The following is a 19450-nucleotide window of genomic DNA, read 5'->3' on the forward strand; positions in this document are numbered from 1 at the left end:
TCAGGGACTAAAAAAGGCTAGCCTCGCCCTAACGAGCAAGCTAGCCCATTAGCCGTCAATCGCTACTTTGCAAGAATGGTCCACACCCCAGTCAACGCGGTAACCAAGCCGATTCCCCAGAAGGTCAGATCAATCTTCCATTCACTCCAACCCTTCATTTCGAAGTGATGGTGAATAGGACTCATCAGGAAAATCCGCTTGCCTGTCAACTTGAACGAGGCAACTTGCAACATAACACTCGCCGTCTCAATCACAAAAATCAAACCAATCCACAGCAGCGATAATTCATGATGCAACAGAATGGAGACTGCGGCTAACGCACCACCGAGGGCCAATGAACCCGTGTCACCCATGAAAATCTTAGCTGGCTTGTGATTAAAGATGAGAAAACCGAGAAGACTGCCGACTACGGCAAAACAAAAGATAGCAATGTTAATTTGATGTTGTTGGTAAGCCACAATGCCGTACGCTGTGAACGCAATGCTTGCCAGCCCACTAACCAGGCCATCCAGGCCATCGGTCAAGTTCACGGCATTGGAGAAACCTACCAACCAGATAATGATGAAGATGGCATACCAACCGCTCATGTGCCAGTCGCCAAATCCAGGCACGTGCAGCGCCATCGGCAACTGTTCGTGGGTGTACACCCAAAAGAGGATTAGCGCACCGACGATTTGCCCCAGCAGTTTTTGCCAAGCCTTGAGCCCTTCATTTTGACGATGGAATAACTTGATGCTGTCATCCCACATTCCCAGCGCACCATATAGCACCAGGATAAAGAGTAGAATCCAAGTCGTCGACAACATATGATGTGGTGCCAAGGCCCAGCTCGTTGCCAAGGTCATGATCACAATGGCCACAATGTAGAGGAGGCCACCCATGGTCGGTGTCCCAGACTTTTTCTCGTGCCAAGTTGGCCCTTCTTCACGAATCATCTGGCCTTCGTGACGCGCCCTAAAGTAGCGAATCAGTGATGGCATAAACGCCACGGTAATTATAAAACCACCCACGAGGGGCAAAACTACATTCATCATTCTCTTTCTCAATCCTCATTCTTATTTATTTTGTTTCAGGGTAACCGTCAACGTTGCTCCCGAGGCAACTGTGGTGCCCGCCTTAATACTTTGTTTCGTCACGTACCCGTCACCGGTCACGTTAAGCTTTAAGCCTTCGATCTGAGCTAATTTTACCACATCGCCCTTTGACCAACCGGTTAAGCTTGGTAACGCCACGGTGCCCCCCGTATTCAGGAAGACCCGTTGATTCTGATACAACGTGGTGCCGGTCGAGACGGATTGCTTCGTCACCCGACTACCATTACCCAACGTGGTAACCGTCGCGCCAGCCTTAGTTAACGCACTAGTGGCTGCGGTAATGGATCTCCCGGTTACCATTGGCATCTTGGCTGCCTTAGTCGTCTTGGCTTCCGTATCCTCTTGGAGAGCCCGGGCCATGACTGGCTTCATAATCGAAGCCAACAGCTGTGTCGCCGTTTTACTACCCAAGTGCGGTTGCTTCATGGTGATATACATCACGTACTTCGGATGACTGGCGGGAACCATAGCCGCCACGGAATAGAGATAATTGTCATCGCCTGACAAGTAGCCCTTCCCGTTGCTGACTTGAGCAGTACCGGTCTTAACCGCAACCCGTTCGCCACTCATTTTATAGTCACTCCCAATACCATAACTCTTATAGACAACATCTTCCATATGTTTCCGGACAGATTTCGCCGTTTGCGCTGAAATGGGGTTCCCCATAACCGTCGGCGAGTACTGCTTAACCGTCTTGTTGGTATTCGGATCGGTAACCTTACTGATGACGTAAGGCTTCATCATCTTACCATCATTGCTGACCGCGGTCATGGCCTGCAACATCTGGAAGACCGTGACCTGAATCCCTTGACCAAAGGCCGTATCGGCTTGTTCAATCGGCCGTTGAAAGGCCAGACTGCCACTCAATTCGCCTGGTAGTCCGGAGTTGGTACTCTTGAGGAAGCGGAAGCGGTCAATGTACTTCTTCCACGTCTTGGCCCCCATCTGTTGTTCCAAGTGCGCCATCGCCACGTTACTAGACAGGGCAAACCCCTTGTTATAGGTGATGGTCCCCCAACCTGAGGTGTTCCAATCGGGGACCGTTTGATTACCAATCGCATATTTCCCGGATTGGTAGGTCGCATTCCCATTGTAATGACCACTGTCAATGGAGGAGGCCAGTGTAAAGATCTTCATGGTTGACCCCGGTTCATAGGCATCCTGAACTAAGGTATCCCGCCAAATCTGATTAATACCCTTTTTGGTGGTGGCGTTAAACGTTGGCCGTTGGGTGGCCGCAAGAATGGCCCCTGTCTTGGCGTTCATCAGAACGGCATTCATCGAGTTGGCCTTGACTTGACCCTGCACACTGCTCATTTCCGTTTCCAACAGTGTTTGCAACCGGGTATCCAAGGTGGTGTACACGTTATCCCCGTCTTTGGCTTTCTTCGACTTCTGTTTCGTGCCAGGCAGCTGGTAACCGTACATATCCTTCTTGATCTTTTGTGACCCATTCGTCCCCGTTAACTGTTTGTTAAAGGCCTGTTCGATGCCCATGGATCCCGTTAACGTCGTTTGGCCGTCACTGGTGGTCTTCGACTGTGCTAACCCGATCAGATGTGAGGCAAAAGTCCCATTAGGATACAGACGGGATTCCTGTTGAATAAAGTTAACCCCACTCAAATGCTCATTCTGAATCTTCTGCTTCGTAGTCAGTGAAATATTTTGACCGGCCGTTCCAAATTCAACCTGGAACGGATTGCCCGAACTCGGATTGAGAATCTTCAAGGCTTTGTTGCGACTAATCGGTAGGTACTTGGCTAGGACGGTCGCAATTTTTTCCTTATTGGTTGCGTATAGCTTTTGCCCATCCACACTCTTCTGCCGCTTATCTAACACCACGTACAGCGAGTAGACACTGGTATCCTCGGCAATGGCTTGACCGTTGGCATCATAGATCGTTCCCCGCTTGGCCTTCAAGGTCTCGTTAGCCGTGTAGAGTTTCTGTGCGGACGCACTCAGGTTAACATTTTGTACCTTTTTACCAATGGAGATATACGAAAAGCGACCAACGATGAGGATAAAAACCGCAATGAAAAGGAAAAACAGAAACTGGCCAACGTACTTCCGGTTCCTGCGGGGCTGCTTATTCATCATTTGTCGCTTATTTGGATCTTTCATTATTTGTTAACATTCCTTATGCGGTCGTTTTGGAGTGATAGACCTTGTTTTTTAGCAAGTTTATCAAGCCGACTCCGACTCTGCAACTCATTTATTTGTTGTTGATCATTGGTGTTGCGATTGGTATAGGTGGTCACAGCACTGTTGACACTTTGCAGTTCGTGCTGGGCATTGCTCATAGCGATCTTGGCAGAAACGACACAGACCATCAATACGGCCAAGACGAGGCCGCATGCAGTCAGCAAACATTTTTCGAATTTAGAAACCGGTAACTTTTGGCTATTAGGGTTGCCCTGAGGTTGTACCTCGGGTTGAGCCTGGCGTTGTGGGCGTTCTATGTTTGGGCGTTGTTGGGGTTCCGATGTTAGGGGAACAGCTTCAGCTAGATTATTTTGCGCCATAATTGATCATCTTCCTATGTCAATATTTAGTGATTGGTTTTAATCTTTAACTTTTTCTAAAACGCGTAGCTTGGCACTATGTGCACGGTGGTTCACGGCTAACTCTTCTTCTGACGGCGTAATCGGCTTGCGATTAACCAACTTGTAGTCTGGCTGTAAGTTGTCAGGAATTACTGGAATACCGTGGGGGAGTTCCGGTAACGAAGAGTTTTCACGAAACATGGTTTTAACTAAACGGTCTTCCAACGACTGGAACGTAATGACACTGACCCGACCATGCAAGGCTAAGAGTCCAATGGCCTGTTCTAGGGAGTCCTCTAAGGCACCCAGTTCATCGTTGACCGCGATACGAATGGCCTGAAAGACCTTCTTGGCAGGATGACCCCCGTGCCGACGAGCGGCAGCGGGAATTCCCTCTTTGATGATATCGACTAACTGACCCGTGGTGTCGATGGGAGCAGTTGCGCGATGGCGTTCAATCGCCCGAGCAATCGGCTTGGCAAACTTCTCTTCCCCGTATCGGTGGAAAATCCGCATCAAGTCGTTGAAGTCCCATTCGTTGACCACGATCCAAGCCGTCAGCTTGGCACTTTGGTCCATCCGCATATCCAACGGGGCATCGTGCTGGTAACTAAAGCCACGATCAGCCTCATCAAATTGTGGCGAAGAAACACCGAGGTCATAAAGAATGCCGTCGACCTCGGTGATGTTCCGGGCGTTGAGTTCTTCTTTAATTTGGCGGAAGTTACTCTTGATAAAGGTTAACTTCCCCTCCTCAACGTACTTCTTTAAATGTTCTTGATTGTAAGTAATTGCGGTCTGATCTTGATCAAATGCGTACAAGTGACCCGTCGTTAACTGCTCTAGTATGTGCTGGCTATGTCCGCCACCACCGAGAGTGCAGTCAACGTAGGTGCCCGTTGGCTTAATGGCTAACCCCGCCACTGCTTCATTTAACAGAACCGTTACATGATGAAAGTCTTCCATGAACACTCTCCCTTCCTATAGCTACATCCCGAAGTCGATTAAATTTTCGGCAATATCGTCGAAATCTTCTTCGGCGGCGGTGGAGAACTTATCCCACCGTTCTTGACTCCAAATTTCAAAGCGGTTTGCCACACCAACGATGACACACTGTTTGGTCAACGCGGCGTGTTCCTGTAAGGACTTGGGTAAATTGATGCGGCCCTGCTTGTCCAACTCACACTCTGTTGCGGCGGAGTAGAAAAAACGGACAAAGGCGCGGGCATCCTTACGATTCACTGGCAAGGCTTTCAATTTCTCTTGCAGAGCTGACCACTCGGACATGGGGTAGCCGAATAAACAACCATCCATCCCACGAGTAACCACAAATTGTTCGCCTAATTGCTCCCGAAATTTTGCGGGAATAATGAGCCGGCCCTTGGTATCGATAGAATGTTCGAATTCGCCCATGAACATGGCCATTACCCCCTATTTGTAACTATTGTCAAGTTTACCACATGCCCCCACTTTCTACCACAACGTTTCCGTATTTTTATAAATTTCCCCACAAAGCTTAAAAAAACCGCGGCGAACATTTGTTCACCGCGGCTGAAAGCCCTTCATATTTCACCAAAAAACCGGTTCAATAATCAAAATTATTAATATTTATGCATTTCTCTAACTAATTACAAGTAAAAAGCACACGCTAAATCCCAGCAGCCAATACAGGTCAGTCAACCGCCAAAAAGTCTTAAAAAACGTGCTGTAAAGAATCTCGTGATTGCGAATAGCTTGCATGAGCGTCACGATGATCCCAATTGCCATCCAACCGATGATTAACCACGGCATGATCTGCCCGGCACCCACCGGAATCAGGATGAGGGCACACAACAGAAAGAGTGGCGCCATGAGGTCCCAGGTGCTGAGCCAGGTCGGCCAGCGCTTACGCAACAGGTGCTTTACTCCCCGAATGACCAAGAACCCAATCACCAGTATGGCCAATTGACCGCCTGGCGATGTCCAAAACTTCATTTTACTTCCCCCCACTGCTAGTCTTCGTTATATTATAGAGATTTCAGGGAAGAGTTGCAATTGCGTTTTGTAACAACTCCTTGACAAGTTACCCATAGCGGTTGCAATTCTAACGGGGCCACGGTAAACTAGTTGAGTAAAATGGGACGTAAAGAGGTGGCTATTCACGTATGGAAAAGAAAAAGAAATCAACATTCCAAAAGATTCTCAACGTTTTTGTTTGGATTATGATTATTGCAACGATCGGGTCACTTGTTTTCGGTGCCCTCACTGTCTTCATGAACTAAACACACCAATAAGGTAGGTCTTACAGGGCGACTTTCGACTGTGAGCACCTACCTTTTATTTTTGCATAATATCCACATTCCGTGGTTGGACTGACAGCATGTCACCCTCAAGCAAAAATAACCGGATTGTCGCTTATTTTTGCTTGTGCTTAGGTTAACTAACTTAATTAACCTAACGCTACTGAAGGGCCTGAGATAAAACGCTCAGACCCTTTTTGGCGTACACCTATTTTTTATTGGCATTTGGCTAAAGCCGCCAGTTGTTGATCAATGAGTTGCTGATCCGGCTGGGATTTTTCAACGGCCATTAATAGCCGTTCCCCAATCGCCACGATGGGTGCACCCAGTTCATCCGTCATCAATGACGAGTATAACCGCAGCAAGGTCTGTAAACTATGAAAATCCGTTTTCCATTGCATGTCACGCTGCTGATTGGCCAACAGATCTAGGGTCAACCGCCGAATATTCTGATTGACGCGCATTCGCGTCTGCCGCTTACGTTTACGTTCTTGAAAGACCGGCAGGAAGAGTGCCACTGCCACTGCCAACAGCTCACTAATGGCTTCGAACCAGTCCGACCACGTTCCCAATTCCATCGTAAAAGCCTCCCCCATTTATGAACAGGATAAACCCGTTCACAGTGCCGACCAACTATTTCGACGGCAAGGGAGAGACTTGGTAAGGTAACTTATTATGTTAACTGATAGCGATACCCATGCTAACCCCTCAACGATTAGTCCGAGGTATTCGGCTGATTGGCATCACTATCCGGTTGCTTATAGACCTGACGCGGTTTACTACCCTCTTGTGGCCCGATGTACCCGCGCTGTTCCAAATCATCCATGATCCGCGCCGCACGGTTATAGCCAATGCGGAAACGCCGTTGTAACAGTGAGGTACTGGCCTTTTGTTGGTCAACAACGAATTTCAAGGCATCGTCGAACAGCTCATCATCACTGTCGCCGGCCTCTTCTTGTTGCATCTCCTCGTCACTAACCATCATATCTTCATCGTAATCGGCGGTCTGCTGCTGCTTGATGAAATCAACCACGTTGGCCACGTCTTCGTCAGGGATAAACGCCCCCTGCACCCGCACTGGTGAGTTCGCATCAACGGGTTGATAGAGCATGTCCCCACGACCCAAGAGCTTTTCAGCACCATTGGTATCCAAGATCGTCCGTGAATCAATCCCACTGGAAACGGCAAAGGCAATTCGTGATGGCACGTTAGCCTTAATTAATCCCGTAATTACATCTACGGATGGCCGCTGGGTTGCCAAAATCATGTGCACACCGGCCGCCCGTCCCATTTGGGCCAGACGAATAATGGCATCTTCAACTTCGCTAGAAACCGTCATCATCAAATCAGCCAGTTCATCGACGACAACCACGATATATGGCAACGTTGGTCGCGCTTGATCATCTTCGGCATTGGCCTTTTGAACAAAGGCATTGTACCCCGAGATCTTCCGCTGACCGAACTGTGAAAAGAGCTCATAACGGCGTTCCATTTCGGCGACCACCTTGTGCAAGGCCCGAGCGGCTTTCTTTGGCTCAGACACCACCGGCGTCAAAAGATGGGGAATCCCATTGTACACGCTGAGTTCCACTTTCTTAGGATCAATCAGCATCAGTTTTACCTGATCGGGACGCGCATTCATCAAAATACTAGTGATGATGCCATTAATGGCCACGGACTTCCCACTCCCGGTAGCCCCCGCAATCAACAGGTGAGGCATTTTGGTGAGATCCATGCTTACGACTTGCCCGGTCACGTTACGTCCCAATGGCACCTGTAACGGCTTGTTAGGATGTGCCGGTTGGGCTTCCACGACGTCTCGAAAGGCCACCGTTGACACCTCTTTATTAGGCACTTCGATTCCAATCAATGACTTCCCAGGAATTGGCGCTTGAATCCGAATCCCCTTAGCCGCCAAGGCCAGAGCCAGATCATCCGCCAAATTGACGATTCGTGACACCTTGACCCCGATGGCCGGATGCAATTCATACTCCGTTACGGATGGTCCCAGGCTCACGTTCTTCACCTCGGCATCCACGCCAAAGCTGTCCAAGGTTTGCTTCAAAATCTTGGTATTCGCATCGATTGCATTCACTTCGTCCGTCTGATCCGTAGGCGGTACTTGCTTCAGCAAGTCGGCGGTCGGCAACTGATAGTTAGGATCGACCGGCGTGCTGTTAACCAGCCCTGCCTCAGTATCATCCCCCTCAGCAGAATCCGCCGCTGCACTATCGGCCGGTGCCGCTGGCGTCTCATTAGCCGCTACCGTAATGTGATAGCTGGGTTCCGGCGCTGCTGACTTGGCATCCGCAATCGGCTCCGGCAGATCCTTCTTATCCGGATCAACCGGCGTTGTCGCTACCGGATTAACCGGTTTGGTCGTCTCACGTTTGACACGACGCGCCTTGGCCTTCTCGTTGCCGCGTTTCAAAGCATCCCCACTGGCCTGGACACCATGGTGCAGGGTCTGCCAAATGGTCTGCAGCCACCGCTGAATGTCCGCCATGGGAATCTGGAAGAAGACGATAACCCCACTGAGCATGACTAACCACGCAGCAACCTGTGCGCCGACCAGCGCAATCAGCCAAGCGACGATACTCAATTCGAAGGCACCAATAGCGCCACCGCCCAGTTGCGAGGTCAGGCCACCACTCCACAAATCAGCCAAACCAGCATGCCAGATGATCGTTAAAAATTGACTATGCTGGTCGACCTCAATAAAGTGGTTGGCCGTAATCCACAGGAGCCAGCCCCCATAGATTAACCCGCCACCAAGCCAGTAATGCCGCGCCAGTTGTGGGAGAACCCCCGTAACCGCGAGTGCTGCCCCTACGGCTCCGATGAGGACCAGTCCAAACTGATAAGTATCCCCAATCATGAGCCGAATTAAATTGGCCCACAGCGTTCCTAACAGGCCCAGATTGAACAGGCCCAATGCTGCCAAGGCCAGGAGAACCAATCCAATGACGTTACTGGTATAGGGAAACGGCTGCTTTTTCGTCGTCCGCCGCTTAGTCGGTTTACGTTTAGCTGGCCGACGCCGTGACGTCTTTCGTTTCGTAGCCAAGAAGCGGCCCCCTTTCATTCTTCAAAATTATTTCAATTTGTCGTGTGGATACTTGTGAACCCGTTCAAGCTTAGGAAATTGCTGTTGACGCAGAACTTCATAGATCACGATGGCGGCGGAATTGGACAAGTTCAACGCGCGGATATGCGTATCGTCTTGTGGGATTCGAATACATTTTTCGCTATTCTTCCGCATAAATGGTTCGGGTAACCCCGTCGTTTCCTTCCCAAACAGGAAGTAATGGTCATGATCGTTCAGACTGTAATCGGGTTCCGTATAGTCTTGATCCGCAAATTTTGACACTAAGTAAAGTTGCGTGGGATCGGGAATAGATGCCAAGAATTCTGGTAAATTTTCATGGTAACGAACATCAACCTTGTCCCAATAGTCCAAGCCAGCTCGCTTGAGATGGGCATCATCAACTGAGAACCCAAGTGGCTTGATTAAGTCTAAAACCGTATCCGTCCCGGCACAAGTCCGAGCAATGTTCCCCGTATTAGCCGGAAACAGTGGTTCAAATAACGCGATATGATTAGTCATACTTTCTCTCCATTCTGTCTGTCAAACATTCGTTCTGTTCCATCATTATAGCCATTCTGGTAGGCTTTTGACAAGGCCCGCTTTGGACGTTAATCCACACCCCCGCCTGACCATTGCCCAATCGAAATTGGCAATATTGTGGCAGAAAAAAAGCAGTTCCTCGGTGTGGGCACGGCGAGGAGCTGCTTTAGTGAAGTGCTACTTGTCAGCCGCTAACAGCATAAGCTGATATCGACCGCCAAACGATTTCTCATTGGTAAATATAACACCGCTTTGTCAGGTTCGCAAGCCCCATGCCTAAGATTCTTTAACGTTTTACCTAATTCACTTGCGTACTTAACAAAGTCACGTCAACCGTAATGTGATCAAATGGGTTGGCTTTAACCTGCGCCAACTGTGCCTCGTCCGCCCCCCAATGCATCGGCGTCATCAGCATCAGATCGGCAAATAACTCAGCCGGTACCGGAACTTCGTAGCGAATCCGTTGGGCCGTTGCCTCCGGATAATGTTGCTTAAATAGGCCTAAGACATTGCCGTTATCATACGTTGCGTGGGCACTGCCGGCCGGAAAGAGTGATTGACGCAACTCAATCAGGTAATCGGCATTGGGGATTACCTTAAGCAACCGTCCACCGGGGGCGATCACCCGGTTGAACTCCTTGTAAGCGGACGGCGAGAACAAATCAAGGACCGTCGTAAAGGCCCCGTCGCTGAAGGGCATTTGTGCCAAGTCAGCGACACAGAAGAATGCCGAGCCGTCCAGTTGCGTCGCCAAGTTAATGCCCGGCTTAGATAAATCAAATCCAATCGCGGTATCGCGGTTGTCACGGCGTTGCAAGACATCAGCTAGCGGTGTCCCTTCCCCACAGCCCACATCCAAAATCGTCTGCGGCGTAGCGGGCATCTGCGCGGCAAATTCCGCCGTGATTCCTGCGAACAGTCCGGCCTGTAGCATACGACGGCGGGCCGCTAACATGGCGTTGTCGTATTCACTCTCAACGGCGCGCTGCATGAAGTAGAGGGTCCCCTTCTTGGAGAGATCCACGTTATGACCATGCGGACAGACCAGACTGTGGCCGTCAACATGGTCATAGGGTGCCAAACACACGGGACAGCGAAATAAGTTTACGTGCGCCGTTAAGAATGCGGCGGCTTCATCAATTTTTTTCATCAGGTGTCGTTTCTCCTTGTTCAGTCACGGGTGTGGGGGTCTCCTCGTCGTAGCCGCCAACGAATTGACGGTACCACCGGAAACTCTCGGTAGCGATGACGCGAATGACGGCGTACCCAGGAATCCCCAGGACGACACCAAGGACGCCAAAGGCTTTCCCGGAAATCAGTAAAATAAAAATAATTGTTAACGGATGAATCTTTAACGAGCTCCCGAGAACCAATGGCGAAATAAATCGGCCTTCAAGCGTCTGTTCGACGATAAAAACGATCAGTACCTTCACCAGCATCCACGGGGAAATAAAAGCAGCAACGACCACCGCTGGGACCATCGCTAAGAACGAACCCAGATAAGGCACCAGGTTCAAAACACCCGCGATAATTCCCAGTAGTAGCGCAAAACGCAGACCAATAATCATGAAGCCCACGTAGAACAACACGGCCACAATAAATGCCACGATTAACTGGCCGCGCACATAATTACTGACCTGCCGATTCATCTCGACTAGGAGGTGTTTGGCAGACTCACGGTGCTTAATAGGAAGAATCTTAGCCAAATAGTCCGGCAGGTGGTGCCCATCTCGTAACAGGTAGAACAGAATAAAGGGCGCCGTAATGACCCCCACAGCAATTGCGACCACCCGGCTGACAATGCCGCCGACGGAGCTAACCGTACTCTGGGCAAAACTAGAAACGGCCGAGGATGAGCTGTCAGACAACTGCTGGTTAAATTGATCCAGTTGCCCCTTTAGTCCACTCAGGCGATCATCCTGAAGCCACATCGAGACGGTATTGGTCACGTCGCGCCAGTAATGGGGCCACTCAGCAATCAGCGTGGTCAATTGTCGCTGCACCATGGGAATCAGGCTCCCAATCCCCCAGACCAATAGCAGGCCCACCAGAATGAAGAGTCCCAGAATGGACCAAGTGCGGCCAACGTGATATTTTTCCAGGCGATCAACCAGTGGATTTAGTAAATAATACCCGACGCCGGCCAAGATAACCGGCAATCCCACAATCTGCCAGACCAAAACTAACGGTGTTGCGAGCCAAGGGACTTTACTTAAGACAAGTAAAATGAGTAAAATAAGAAGCGTAATTGTTAGTATAGAGACTAGACGATTGTTAACCACCCAGTTCCAGAACCAGGAACGCGGCTTATGCGTATCTGCTTTCAATAACTTCACTCCCGTTGATAGAGTGCGTATATTGTACCATACCGTTAGCCGCATTGACGAATATCTCACTTGAGAAAGGATTGACGATTTTGCTGTTAGTTGAACCGTTATTAGAAAATTATCCCCAACTCCCCGCTGCTGTTGAGGCGGGCGTTAAACGTGTTGCCCTCGCCGATAACTTGGCCGTTGGTGGCACGACCATCAGTAAGGGGGTCATGGGCGAAGCTGTCCGTTACGCCCACGAACACCAAGTCAGCTTGGATGTCGTGATTGCCCCTCGCGGTGGTCACAGTCCCTACAATGACGTTGAACTGAAGATGATGGAGGCTGACCTGCTTGAGGCGCAACAACTCGGCGTTGACGGCGCCATCTTTGGGGCATTGACGTTACAGCATCAACTCGATCAAGAAGCGCTGCGCCCTCTTATTGCAGCAGCTGGCGGCATGACCATGACGTTCAGTACGGCGTTTGATCAGATTCGTCCCCAAGATCGGGGCACCGCTGTTGACTGGCTGGCCGATCAAGGCTTCGATCACATTCTCAGCACCGGTTTGGCCAACGAGGATCGACTAGCAGACTGGACCATGACTAAGCGCCTCACTGATTCTGTTGGTCTGACATTGATTCCGGCAGGTGTTGCGGCCCACGAGGCCCAAGAGATTGCCACACAACTGGGAACCAAGATTTTATATGGTAAGAAAGTATTGGCACTCTAAACACTAAAAAAAGTAGTGTGACCAAAGGCGATTAGCTGGTGAGCACACGTTTCGCCCATGTCCATTCGGCGTGAAAAGGGCCTGAGACAAAAGTCTCAGGCCCTTTTTCAATTCATCACGAACGCCCATCAATCACCGAGTTGCCGCATGCAATTTTCTCAGACAGCTTGCCCTGTTTCCAAGAAAGAATCTTCGCGATTGACTCATCCCCATGTTCGCATCCCTCACAATAGCTCAGCCGCTGAAATCCGCCAAGGTGACGACCGGTGGTTGGAATGGCCGGAGCTGACCGGCCGCTTTTAACGCCTGTAGCTTCGCCATAAACTGGTCGATCGCGTCGTCACCACGAACTGTGGTCAGTTGGCCTGGGTCATATTGCCACCACTTCAACGCCAACAGCTGCTGAATCATCGCAAATGCAAACCGATATTTCACGATCCGAGCCGGATTTCCCGCCACCACGGCATACGGCGGAACGTCTTTGGTGACCACCGCGTTGGCCGCAACCACAGCACCGTCGTTAACCACAATTCCCGCAGAAGAGAAGGTCACATCCTGACCAATCCAAACATCATTGCCGATAATAATCGGTAAATCCACGGCTGGCGAATCAACCGCCAGATGCAGAGGGCCACTCTGCGTTGCCAAGTAAGCATTCAGCGCCGCACTATTTTCTTCATATGTGATAATCGATGTGGAAAAACGATGTAGCGGATGGTTAGCTCCCATCCGATTAACCCCCGTAGCAATCGACGAATAGCGACCAACAATGGTGTTGACCGGGAGCAGGCTTCGCGAGTAACTGAAGGCCCCCATCGGATAGAAACGATCCCCCACGGGAAAAGTGGCGAAAGGCTCGATCGCCGTATTTTGGCTCACCGTTAAGACATCGCCTGACGAGAAACGCACGCGTGGACTCCTTAACTGGGTAAAGATCTGCCGCTGCTCTAACAGCTGTGCGATTCGCGACGAAAATGGTACTAACTTTCGCGTGTGTTTCTCCTGATACGTCAAGCCACTTTGAAAAAACGTGACCCCACCAATTTCGGTCGGCATACGACCTGCCCCCTAACCTCACCCAATCTTTGATTCGCGACTACCAGCCATCGCTGATAACAGCGCTTGCCACTTATCTTTCGTGGCCGCCTCAGTGTATCGCTTGGCCAAACGCAAACTGTTTTCCATATACATCTTCTGCAAATGTGGATCCTGCAGGTATGACCGCACTTTCTGGTAGAGACTGTCGACGCTATCCCGCGCCACTAAGTTACCATTTACACCGTCTTCAATGAGCTCAGTCGGCCCATAACGAATGTCATAGCTGATCACAGGTACCGCAAAACTCAGCGCCTCTAAGGTCGCCAGCGAAAAGCCTTCCTCATTGCTGGTCACCATCTGTAACGAGGCCTGTGCATACTCAGCCGAAAGATCCGTGACAAACCCTCGGAAGAAAACATGGTGTTCTAGTCCGTGAGTGCGCACGTAATCCCGTAGTTTTTGCTCTTCCGGGCGGCTCCCAAAACCAAATAAATGGAGCTCAACGTCGGGAAATTCGGCAACCAGTCGTTCAACGACCTGAATCTGATGTAACACCTGTTTTTCTGGCGAGAAGCGCGCCACACCAATGATCCGGTGTGGTTGTTTCTGTTGCAGATTGACCGTTGTCGGCTGAATATAGCCCACCGGAATCACATCAATTGGTGGCAGCTGATCGAATCGTGCCATTAAGTCTTGTTTTTGAAGGGCCGTAGACACCACAAAGCGATCGAACTTCTCTGGCTGTGATAGGGGCACCCGGTAAGAACTCTTTAACGGTGATCCCAGCACATCCGTCTGTTGGCGCGCATGGGTACTGTGAAAGACGGCACACACCTTAACCTCGTCCGCCGTGTTAGCCATTGCCTGACCAATGTACCCATTTTTATCACAAAAGTAGAGGTCACCCTTTTCATAGAGCGTGTTGAAGAAGAAAGTCTGAAATTCCTCCTCCGCATTGAAGAACCAATCTCGTTGTTGAAAATCCTTTAAAACGATGCGCTTTAAGACTGTTTGTTCGTTGACCACTTGATAGGTCTTTTCAATCTTAACCTGCCCGCGCCGATTGAAAAAGATCTCGGCCTGAACCCGCTGATGTTCCTTTAAAAACTTAGTCTGGCTCAAGAATCCGCGTGAATCATAGATATCGCGCTTAACCTTCTGGTGATCACTGTCAAAATAATTCACGTAGACCAGCTGCTCGTATGTCGGCGTTGCAAAGTGTGCGTAGGCCACATAACGGCCTTGATCGTCATGGATACGGATATCCGGCGCAATATCAACAAAATCCAGTTTAAACTGACAGACCGTTTGCCAGTACGCCACCCAATCCTTGGCGACCACCTCGTCGTCCGTTGCCTCTTGGAAATAATCATAGAGGGTAAAACACCGACCTTGCAGACCAAATTTAGTCGCGTTTTCATGAATCTTGGGATTGTACTTCGTATACAAACACCGCGCTGGCCAACCAGCATCTGTAAAGAGCTTGACGCGGTTCACCTGGGCCTTCTCAATACCCGTTAACTGAGCATTGAGATAGGCGCCCACAAAGTAATTCATGCCCATTCCCCCATCTAGACTTCCCACGGATACTTGCCATCCTTGTCTTTTTTAGTGTGTTTCATCATGTACTCGGTCCGTTCGTCCATTCGCTTACGGGTCTTTTTTTTATTGCGATGACGAACGACCAGTACGACAATTCCGAGAACAATGTAAATCAACATTCTGATAAACATTTGGACTTTCTTGTAGGCAAAAATACTTGCTAAAATGACCATTCATCGTCGCCTCCTAATAGTGGTAATTGACATAGTTAATCAGGCCAGAAAGGAAATGCTCACAGTCATCGATCCGCGTGCGGAAGTGATCATTCCGCGTAAAGAATCCCCCATAAAATTTATCTGGTCTGTAGAAAAACATCGCTACTTCCGGTTCAAACGCCCCAACTGCTAGTTCATGCTCCGCGCGCTGTTGCCAAACTTCTCGCAAGTGTTGCACATCGTATTTCTCCAGCAAATCGTCATTAGCCGTCCGCCGAACCGTATCGATTAATCTAACGGTCGCATTCAATAATTCTAGGCGGGTTGGATGGGGACTGACCTGCTTTTCAATGAAGGCTAAATTGCTAAAAGCATTTTGCAGCCCCATTGCCATGTAGTCCCGGTTGTCAGGGAAAACTTGTGTCGCTTCATTGGCGGCGTATGCAATCCAATGATCATGATACTTACCAAAATCATTCTGAACCATGAAATCCAACGTCTGTTGTGCCTGTTGATGGATTTCATCATTATTAGTTAATTCAAACAAGCGAATCAACGCAAAAGCAATTTCCCCTTCGTAATAAATAACACGGAAACTATCCTTAACCGAAAGATCTTGATTCAACACGTGGTTGAACTTGCCGGTCGGCTGGCGAAAGGCAACGACACCCCGAAACGCCTGCAAGGCAATATCTGCAAACTGATCGTCTTTCGTCACTTCTTGGTACTTACAAAGCGCCAAGATCAGCATTGCTTGCGCGCCAAGCTTAATCTCTGGGGTCCCTTTCTTTGGCCGTTCAATCGCAAATCTTGCCTGTCCCTTTAAAATAGTGAGCTCATCGATACCCCACCGTAAGGCTAACCGAACACGCTCAAGGTCGTCCGCCTGTCCTGTATACGCGATTGCTTCTAACAAAGCATAAATAGAGGAGAAATGACGGACACTATTGTAATTCGTCAAGACCCGCTGCGTAGCCGGAAAGTAGCCGTAAACAAACTTACCATCTTCCTTAATTTGCCGCACAAGATAGCTTTCAGCGACCCTTAAGTAATCACCAATTTCCCTCTTGGGCTGTTGAAGCTGACGCACACCCGTCGTGCCATCTTCACGGGTAGAAAGCGGCCAGATTTGCTGTCCATCTGAAAAAATTCCGGCCGTCGAGAAGCTCCAGATATAACGACTGTCGGCCAAGTTGGAGCAAGCCTCCCCATCACGCTCAGTGAGGTAATCTGCGATCATTTTAAAATCAATCCAGCTGTCAGAAGTGTTTTTACCAACGACATGCTGCTCCCCCGGATGAAAGAATTCATGGCCGTTAATTTCCATTTCAAGGAGCGCCGTCTTAAATTCCGGATCAAAACTAATCCCACGTCGCCAGAAATTCATCCGCGTCATATCTTTTAGATCCCGTTGCAAGTCAACCATGGGCCGACGTTGGACGCCCGTAACCGCCTCGATACGTACCCAGGACTGCTGAGGAATCGGTGCCAATTGAGTCGTAACTTCTGTCCAGGCACTTTCTACACTACGAGCACGGATAAAGTGGGTCGTCGCACGATGACGTTTATCCGAAATGGACAATGCCAGCGTCACCCTTCCTGTTGCTAAATCCTTCTCAGATCCGAGAGCCATAACTGCTTCTCGAAACGCCTTAATCAGTGATTTCTTCATAGTATAGAACCGCCCCTCAAATTTACTTTTTTTCTAATATAAGAGTCCTCCCAGTTTGACCCGAAGAGGACCCGTCTGGGTATAAACCAAGTATACCCACTCTTAATACATTTTGTTACTATTTACCACTCTTGCTTATTTGTTGCTTAATTGTCATCGTGTTTCCGTTGCTTGTTACCAAAGTACCACCATGAGCCACCGGTTACTGCCGCAATAGCAGCCAAGATTGACCCCCAAAGTGTCAGGTTGTTGCCTTCATTTTGGGCATCTTGATTAGCAGTATCTCCACCTGTCGTCGCGTCCGCTGCTGCACCACTCTTGCTAGTTGTTGACTTGTCGGCAACTTTCTTATCCGCTGACTTATCGTCAGTAGAAGCAGAACGGTCGTTAGATGCTGGACTAGCTAAATTGGTACTAGATGGTTGTTGCACACTTCCAGCAGGCGTTGCTGCCGCAGACCCTGTCGTATAACCAAGTGGTGTGCTTGTAATACCTGATGTGCCAGTTCCAGCGACTGATCCACCAGTGTTACCACCAGTTCCCGGATTAGATCCGCCAGTGCCTGGCGTAGAGCCACTGGTTCCTGGCATTGATCCGCCGGTACCTGGCGTAGACCCACCATCACCTGGAGTTGATCCGCCGTTATCGGAATCAGAATCGCTATCCGAATCAGAACCAGTATCACCATCTGAGCCTGAACTACTGTCGGAGTCGGAACCGTTGTCGGAATCCGAGCCACTATCAGAGTCTGAACCATTGTCGGAGTCCGAATCGCTGTCGGAATCAGAGTCACTGTCAGAGTCTGAGTCGCTATCGGAATCGGAGTCACTATCTGAGTCGGAATCACTGTCAGAATCGGAATCAGAGTCACTATCTGAGTCTGAATCACTGTCGGAGTCCGAGTCACTATCGGAATCGGAATCGCTATCGGAATCGGAATCACTGTCGGAATCAGAGTCGCTATCGGAATCGGAGTCACTATCTGAGTCCGAATCACTGTCGGAATCAGAGTCGCTGTCTGAGTCGGAATCACTGTCGGAGTCTGAGTCACTGTCGGAATCGGAGTCGCTATCCGAATCAGAGTCGCTGTCAGAGTCGGAATCACTGTCGGAGTCGGAATCGCTATCCGAATCGGAGTCACTATCGGAATCGGAGTCGCTGTCTGAATCAGAATCACTATCTGAGTCTGAGTCACTGTCTGAATCGGAATCGCTATCCGAGTCGGAGTCGCTATCTGAGTCGGAATCGCTATCCGAATCGGAGTCACTATCTGAGTCTGAGTCACTGTCGGAGTCCGAATCGCTATCCGAATCAGAGTCACTATCGGAATCGCTGTCGGAATCAGAGTCACTATCTGAGTCTGAGTCACTGTCGGAGTCCGAGTCACTGTCGGAGTCGGAATCACTGTCAGAGTCTGAGTCACTATCAGAATCCGAATCGCTGTCGGAGTCTGAGTCACTGTCGGAATCCGAATCGCTATCTGAATCGGAGTCACTGTCGGAGTCCGAATCGCTGTCTGAATCTGAATCGCTATCCGAGTCGGAGTCGCTATCAGAATCTGAGTCGCTGTCGGAATCCGAATCGCTGTCGGAATCCGAATCACTGTCGGAGTCTGAGTCACTATCGGAATCCGAGTCGCTGTCGGAATCCGAATCACTGTCAGAGTCTGAGTCACTATCGGAATCCGAGTCACTATCTGAGTCTGAGTCACTGTCGGAATCCGAGTCACTGTCGGAATCCGAATCACTGTCTGAGTCGGAATCGCTGTCCGAGTCGGAATCACTGTCGGAATCCGAGTCACTGTCGGAATCCGAGTCACTATCGGAATCCGAGTCACTGTCTGAGTCTGAGTCGCTATCCGAGTCTGAGTCACTGTCGGAATCGGAGTCGCTATCAGAATCCGAATCGCTGTCCGAGTCTGAGTCGCTGTCGGAATCACTGTCGGAATCGGAATCGCTGTCGGAATCAGAGTCACTATCTGAGTCTGAGTCACTATCTGAGTCTGAGTCACTGTCGGAGTCGGAATCACTGTCTGAGTCCGAGTCACTGTCGGAATCTGAGTCACTGTCGGAATCTGAGTCACTGTCAGAGTCAGAGTCACTGTCAGAGTCAGAGTCACTGTCGGAGTCAGAGTCACTGTCTGAGTCAGAGTCACTGTCTGAGTCAGAGTCACTGTCTGAGTCAGAGTCACTATCGGAATCTGAGTCGCTATCTGAGTCCGAGTCACTGTCGGAATCTGAGTCACTATCTGAGTCGGAATCGCTATCTGAGTCCGAGTCACTATCGGAATCGGAATCGCTATCGGAATCGGAGTCACTGTCGGAATCAGAATCGCTATCGGAATCGGAATCGCTATCAGAGTCTGAGTCGCTATCAGAGTCTGAGTCGCTGTCGGA

At 49.8% G+C, this 19450-nt stretch carries 17 protein-coding genes and 1 pseudogene; 2 read left to right on the forward strand and 16 right to left on the reverse strand.

Annotation, left to right across the window (positions count from 1 at the left end):
• Positions 1-62: 62 nt before the first annotated feature.
• The 6 genes from mraY to FD28_RS06550 form a co-directional block, all read right to left on the reverse strand.
• A complete protein-coding gene (gene mraY / locus FD28_RS06525; RefSeq protein WP_057733797.1) occupies positions 63-1034 on the reverse strand; it encodes a phospho-N-acetylmuramoyl-pentapeptide-transferase in 972 nt (323 codons plus the stop codon).
• 21 nt (positions 1035-1055) lie between these two features.
• Positions 1056-3215, reverse strand: a complete 2160-nt coding sequence (locus tag FD28_RS06530) for a penicillin-binding transpeptidase domain-containing protein (protein ID WP_057733799.1) — start codon at positions 3213-3215, stop codon at positions 1056-1058.
• Complete coding sequence (gene ftsL / locus FD28_RS06535) at positions 3215-3616, reverse strand: cell division protein FtsL (RefSeq protein ID WP_057733801.1); 402 nt, start codon at positions 3614-3616, stop codon at positions 3215-3217. The genes FD28_RS06530 and ftsL overlap by 1 nt, the downstream gene beginning before the upstream one ends.
• Before the next feature lie 39 nt (positions 3617-3655).
• Positions 3656-4603 (reverse strand): 16S rRNA (cytosine(1402)-N(4))-methyltransferase RsmH, encoded by a 948-nt coding sequence (gene rsmH, locus FD28_RS06540; protein WP_057733803.1) that lies wholly within the window; start codon positions 4601-4603, stop codon positions 3656-3658.
• 21 nt (positions 4604-4624) lie between these two features.
• Positions 4625-5056 carry a division/cell wall cluster transcriptional repressor MraZ gene (gene mraZ, locus FD28_RS06545; RefSeq protein WP_057733805.1) on the reverse strand — a complete coding sequence of 144 codons (432 nt, stop codon included), beginning with the start codon at positions 5054-5056 and terminating at the stop codon, positions 4625-4627.
• A gap of 201 nt (positions 5057-5257) precedes the next feature.
• Complete coding sequence (locus tag FD28_RS06550) at positions 5258-5611, reverse strand: DUF3397 family protein (protein ID WP_057733807.1); 354 nt, start codon at positions 5609-5611, stop codon at positions 5258-5260.
• Positions 5612-5781: 170 nt separating this feature from the next.
• On the opposite strand from FD28_RS06550, the gene FD28_RS13065 reads away from it, so the two are divergent.
• Positions 5782-5898, forward strand: coding sequence for a DUF4044 domain-containing protein (locus FD28_RS13065; RefSeq protein WP_083478135.1), 117 nt, complete (start codon positions 5782-5784; stop codon positions 5896-5898).
• Between the two features lie 233 nt (positions 5899-6131).
• Here the strand turns inward: FD28_RS13065 and FD28_RS06555 are convergent, their stop codons facing one another.
• The 5 genes from FD28_RS06555 to FD28_RS06575 all read right to left on the reverse strand — a co-directional run bounded on the left by FD28_RS06555 (position 6132) and on the right by FD28_RS06575 (position 11871).
• The gene (locus FD28_RS06555; protein WP_057733809.1) at positions 6132-6494 is read right to left on the reverse strand and encodes a hypothetical protein; all 363 of its coding nucleotides are present in this window, start codon (positions 6492-6494) and stop codon (positions 6132-6134) included.
• Positions 6495-6631: 137 nt separating this feature from the next.
• On the reverse strand, positions 6632-8983 hold the full coding sequence (locus FD28_RS06560) for an FtsK/SpoIIIE family DNA translocase (protein ID WP_083478136.1): 2352 nt from the start codon (positions 8981-8983) through the stop codon (positions 6632-6634).
• Positions 8984-9010: 27 nt separating this feature from the next.
• On the reverse strand, positions 9011-9523 hold the full coding sequence (locus tag FD28_RS06565; protein WP_057733813.1) for a tRNA (cytidine(34)-2'-O)-methyltransferase: 513 nt from the start codon (positions 9521-9523) through the stop codon (positions 9011-9013).
• Between the two features lie 319 nt (positions 9524-9842).
• Positions 9843-10694: a methyltransferase domain-containing protein gene (locus FD28_RS06570; protein ID WP_057733815.1), complete on the reverse strand. Its 852-nt coding sequence runs from the start codon at positions 10692-10694 to the stop codon at positions 9843-9845.
• Complete coding sequence (locus tag FD28_RS06575) at positions 10681-11871, reverse strand: AI-2E family transporter (protein ID WP_057733817.1); 1191 nt, start codon at positions 11869-11871, stop codon at positions 10681-10683. Before FD28_RS06575 ends, FD28_RS06570 begins: the two co-directional genes overlap by 14 nt.
• Before the next feature lie 89 nt (positions 11872-11960).
• Between FD28_RS06575 and FD28_RS06580 the strand changes: the two genes are divergently transcribed.
• Complete coding sequence (locus tag FD28_RS06580) at positions 11961-12587, forward strand: copper homeostasis protein CutC (RefSeq protein WP_057733819.1); 627 nt, start codon at positions 11961-11963, stop codon at positions 12585-12587.
• Positions 12588-12821: 234 nt separating this feature from the next.
• Here the strand turns inward: FD28_RS06580 and FD28_RS06585 are convergent, their stop codons facing one another.
• From FD28_RS06585 to FD28_RS06605, 5 genes and pseudogenes are all read right to left on the reverse strand, one after another.
• Entirely contained in the window at positions 12822-13643 is an 822-nt protein-coding gene (locus FD28_RS06585) for a CatB-related O-acetyltransferase (RefSeq protein WP_202813059.1), read from the reverse strand.
• Positions 13644-13661: 18 nt separating this feature from the next.
• Positions 13662-15182 carry a glycosyltransferase gene (locus FD28_RS06590; RefSeq protein WP_057733821.1) on the reverse strand — a complete coding sequence of 507 codons (1521 nt, stop codon included), beginning with the start codon at positions 15180-15182 and terminating at the stop codon, positions 13662-13664.
• A 14-nt stretch (positions 15183-15196) separates the two neighbouring features.
• Positions 15197-15400, reverse strand: a complete 204-nt coding sequence (locus FD28_RS06595; protein ID WP_057733822.1) for a hypothetical protein — start codon at positions 15398-15400, stop codon at positions 15197-15199.
• Positions 15401-15413: 13 nt separating this feature from the next.
• Positions 15414-17054 carry a hypothetical protein gene (locus FD28_RS06600; protein ID WP_057733824.1) on the reverse strand — a complete coding sequence of 547 codons (1641 nt, stop codon included), beginning with the start codon at positions 17052-17054 and terminating at the stop codon, positions 15414-15416.
• A gap of 146 nt (positions 17055-17200) precedes the next feature.
• A pseudogene (locus FD28_RS06605) lies at positions 17201-19450 on the reverse strand (serine-rich repeat glycoprotein adhesin); the annotation flags it as partial.

Source organism: Levilactobacillus hammesii DSM 16381 (assembly GCF_001434395.1).
Classification (GTDB): domain Bacteria; phylum Bacillota; class Bacilli; order Lactobacillales; family Lactobacillaceae; genus Levilactobacillus; species Levilactobacillus hammesii.

Bases quoted from the DNA above. Each gene is read 5' to 3' on its own strand.
- mraY (WP_057733797.1), bottom strand. From the start codon at position 1,034: ATGATGAATGTAGTTTTGCCCCTCGTGGGTGGTTTTATAATTACCGTG.
- FD28_RS06530 (WP_057733799.1), bottom strand. From the start codon at position 3,215: ATGAAAGATCCAAATAAGCGACAAATGATGAATAAGCAGCCCCGCAGG.
- ftsL (WP_057733801.1), bottom strand. From the start codon at position 3,616: ATGGCGCAAAATAATCTAGCTGAAGCTGTTCCCCTAACATCGGAACCC.
- rsmH (WP_057733803.1), bottom strand. From the start codon at position 4,603: ATGGAAGACTTTCATCATGTAACGGTTCTGTTAAATGAAGCAGTGGCG.
- mraZ (WP_057733805.1), bottom strand. From the start codon at position 5,056: ATGTTCATGGGCGAATTCGAACATTCTATCGATACCAAGGGCCGGCTC.
- FD28_RS06550 (WP_057733807.1), bottom strand. From the start codon at position 5,611: ATGAAGTTTTGGACATCGCCAGGCGGTCAATTGGCCATACTGGTGATT.
- FD28_RS13065 (WP_083478135.1), top strand. From the start codon at position 5,782: ATGGAAAAGAAAAAGAAATCAACATTCCAAAAGATTCTCAACGTTTTT.
- FD28_RS06555 (WP_057733809.1), bottom strand. From the start codon at position 6,494: ATGGAATTGGGAACGTGGTCGGACTGGTTCGAAGCCATTAGTGAGCTG.
- FD28_RS06565 (WP_057733813.1), bottom strand. From the start codon at position 9,523: ATGACTAATCATATCGCGTTATTTGAACCACTGTTTCCGGCTAATACG.
- FD28_RS06570 (WP_057733815.1), bottom strand. From the start codon at position 10,694: ATGAAAAAAATTGATGAAGCCGCCGCATTCTTAACGGCGCACGTAAAC.
- FD28_RS06585 (WP_202813059.1), bottom strand. From the start codon at position 13,643: ATGCCGACCGAAATTGGTGGGGTCACGTTTTTTCAAAGTGGCTTGACG.
- FD28_RS06590 (WP_057733821.1), bottom strand. From the start codon at position 15,182: ATGAATTACTTTGTGGGCGCCTATCTCAATGCTCAGTTAACGGGTATT.
- FD28_RS06595 (WP_057733822.1), bottom strand. From the start codon at position 15,400: ATGGTCATTTTAGCAAGTATTTTTGCCTACAAGAAAGTCCAAATGTTT.
- FD28_RS06600 (WP_057733824.1), bottom strand. From the start codon at position 17,054: ATGAAGAAATCACTGATTAAGGCGTTTCGAGAAGCAGTTATGGCTCTC.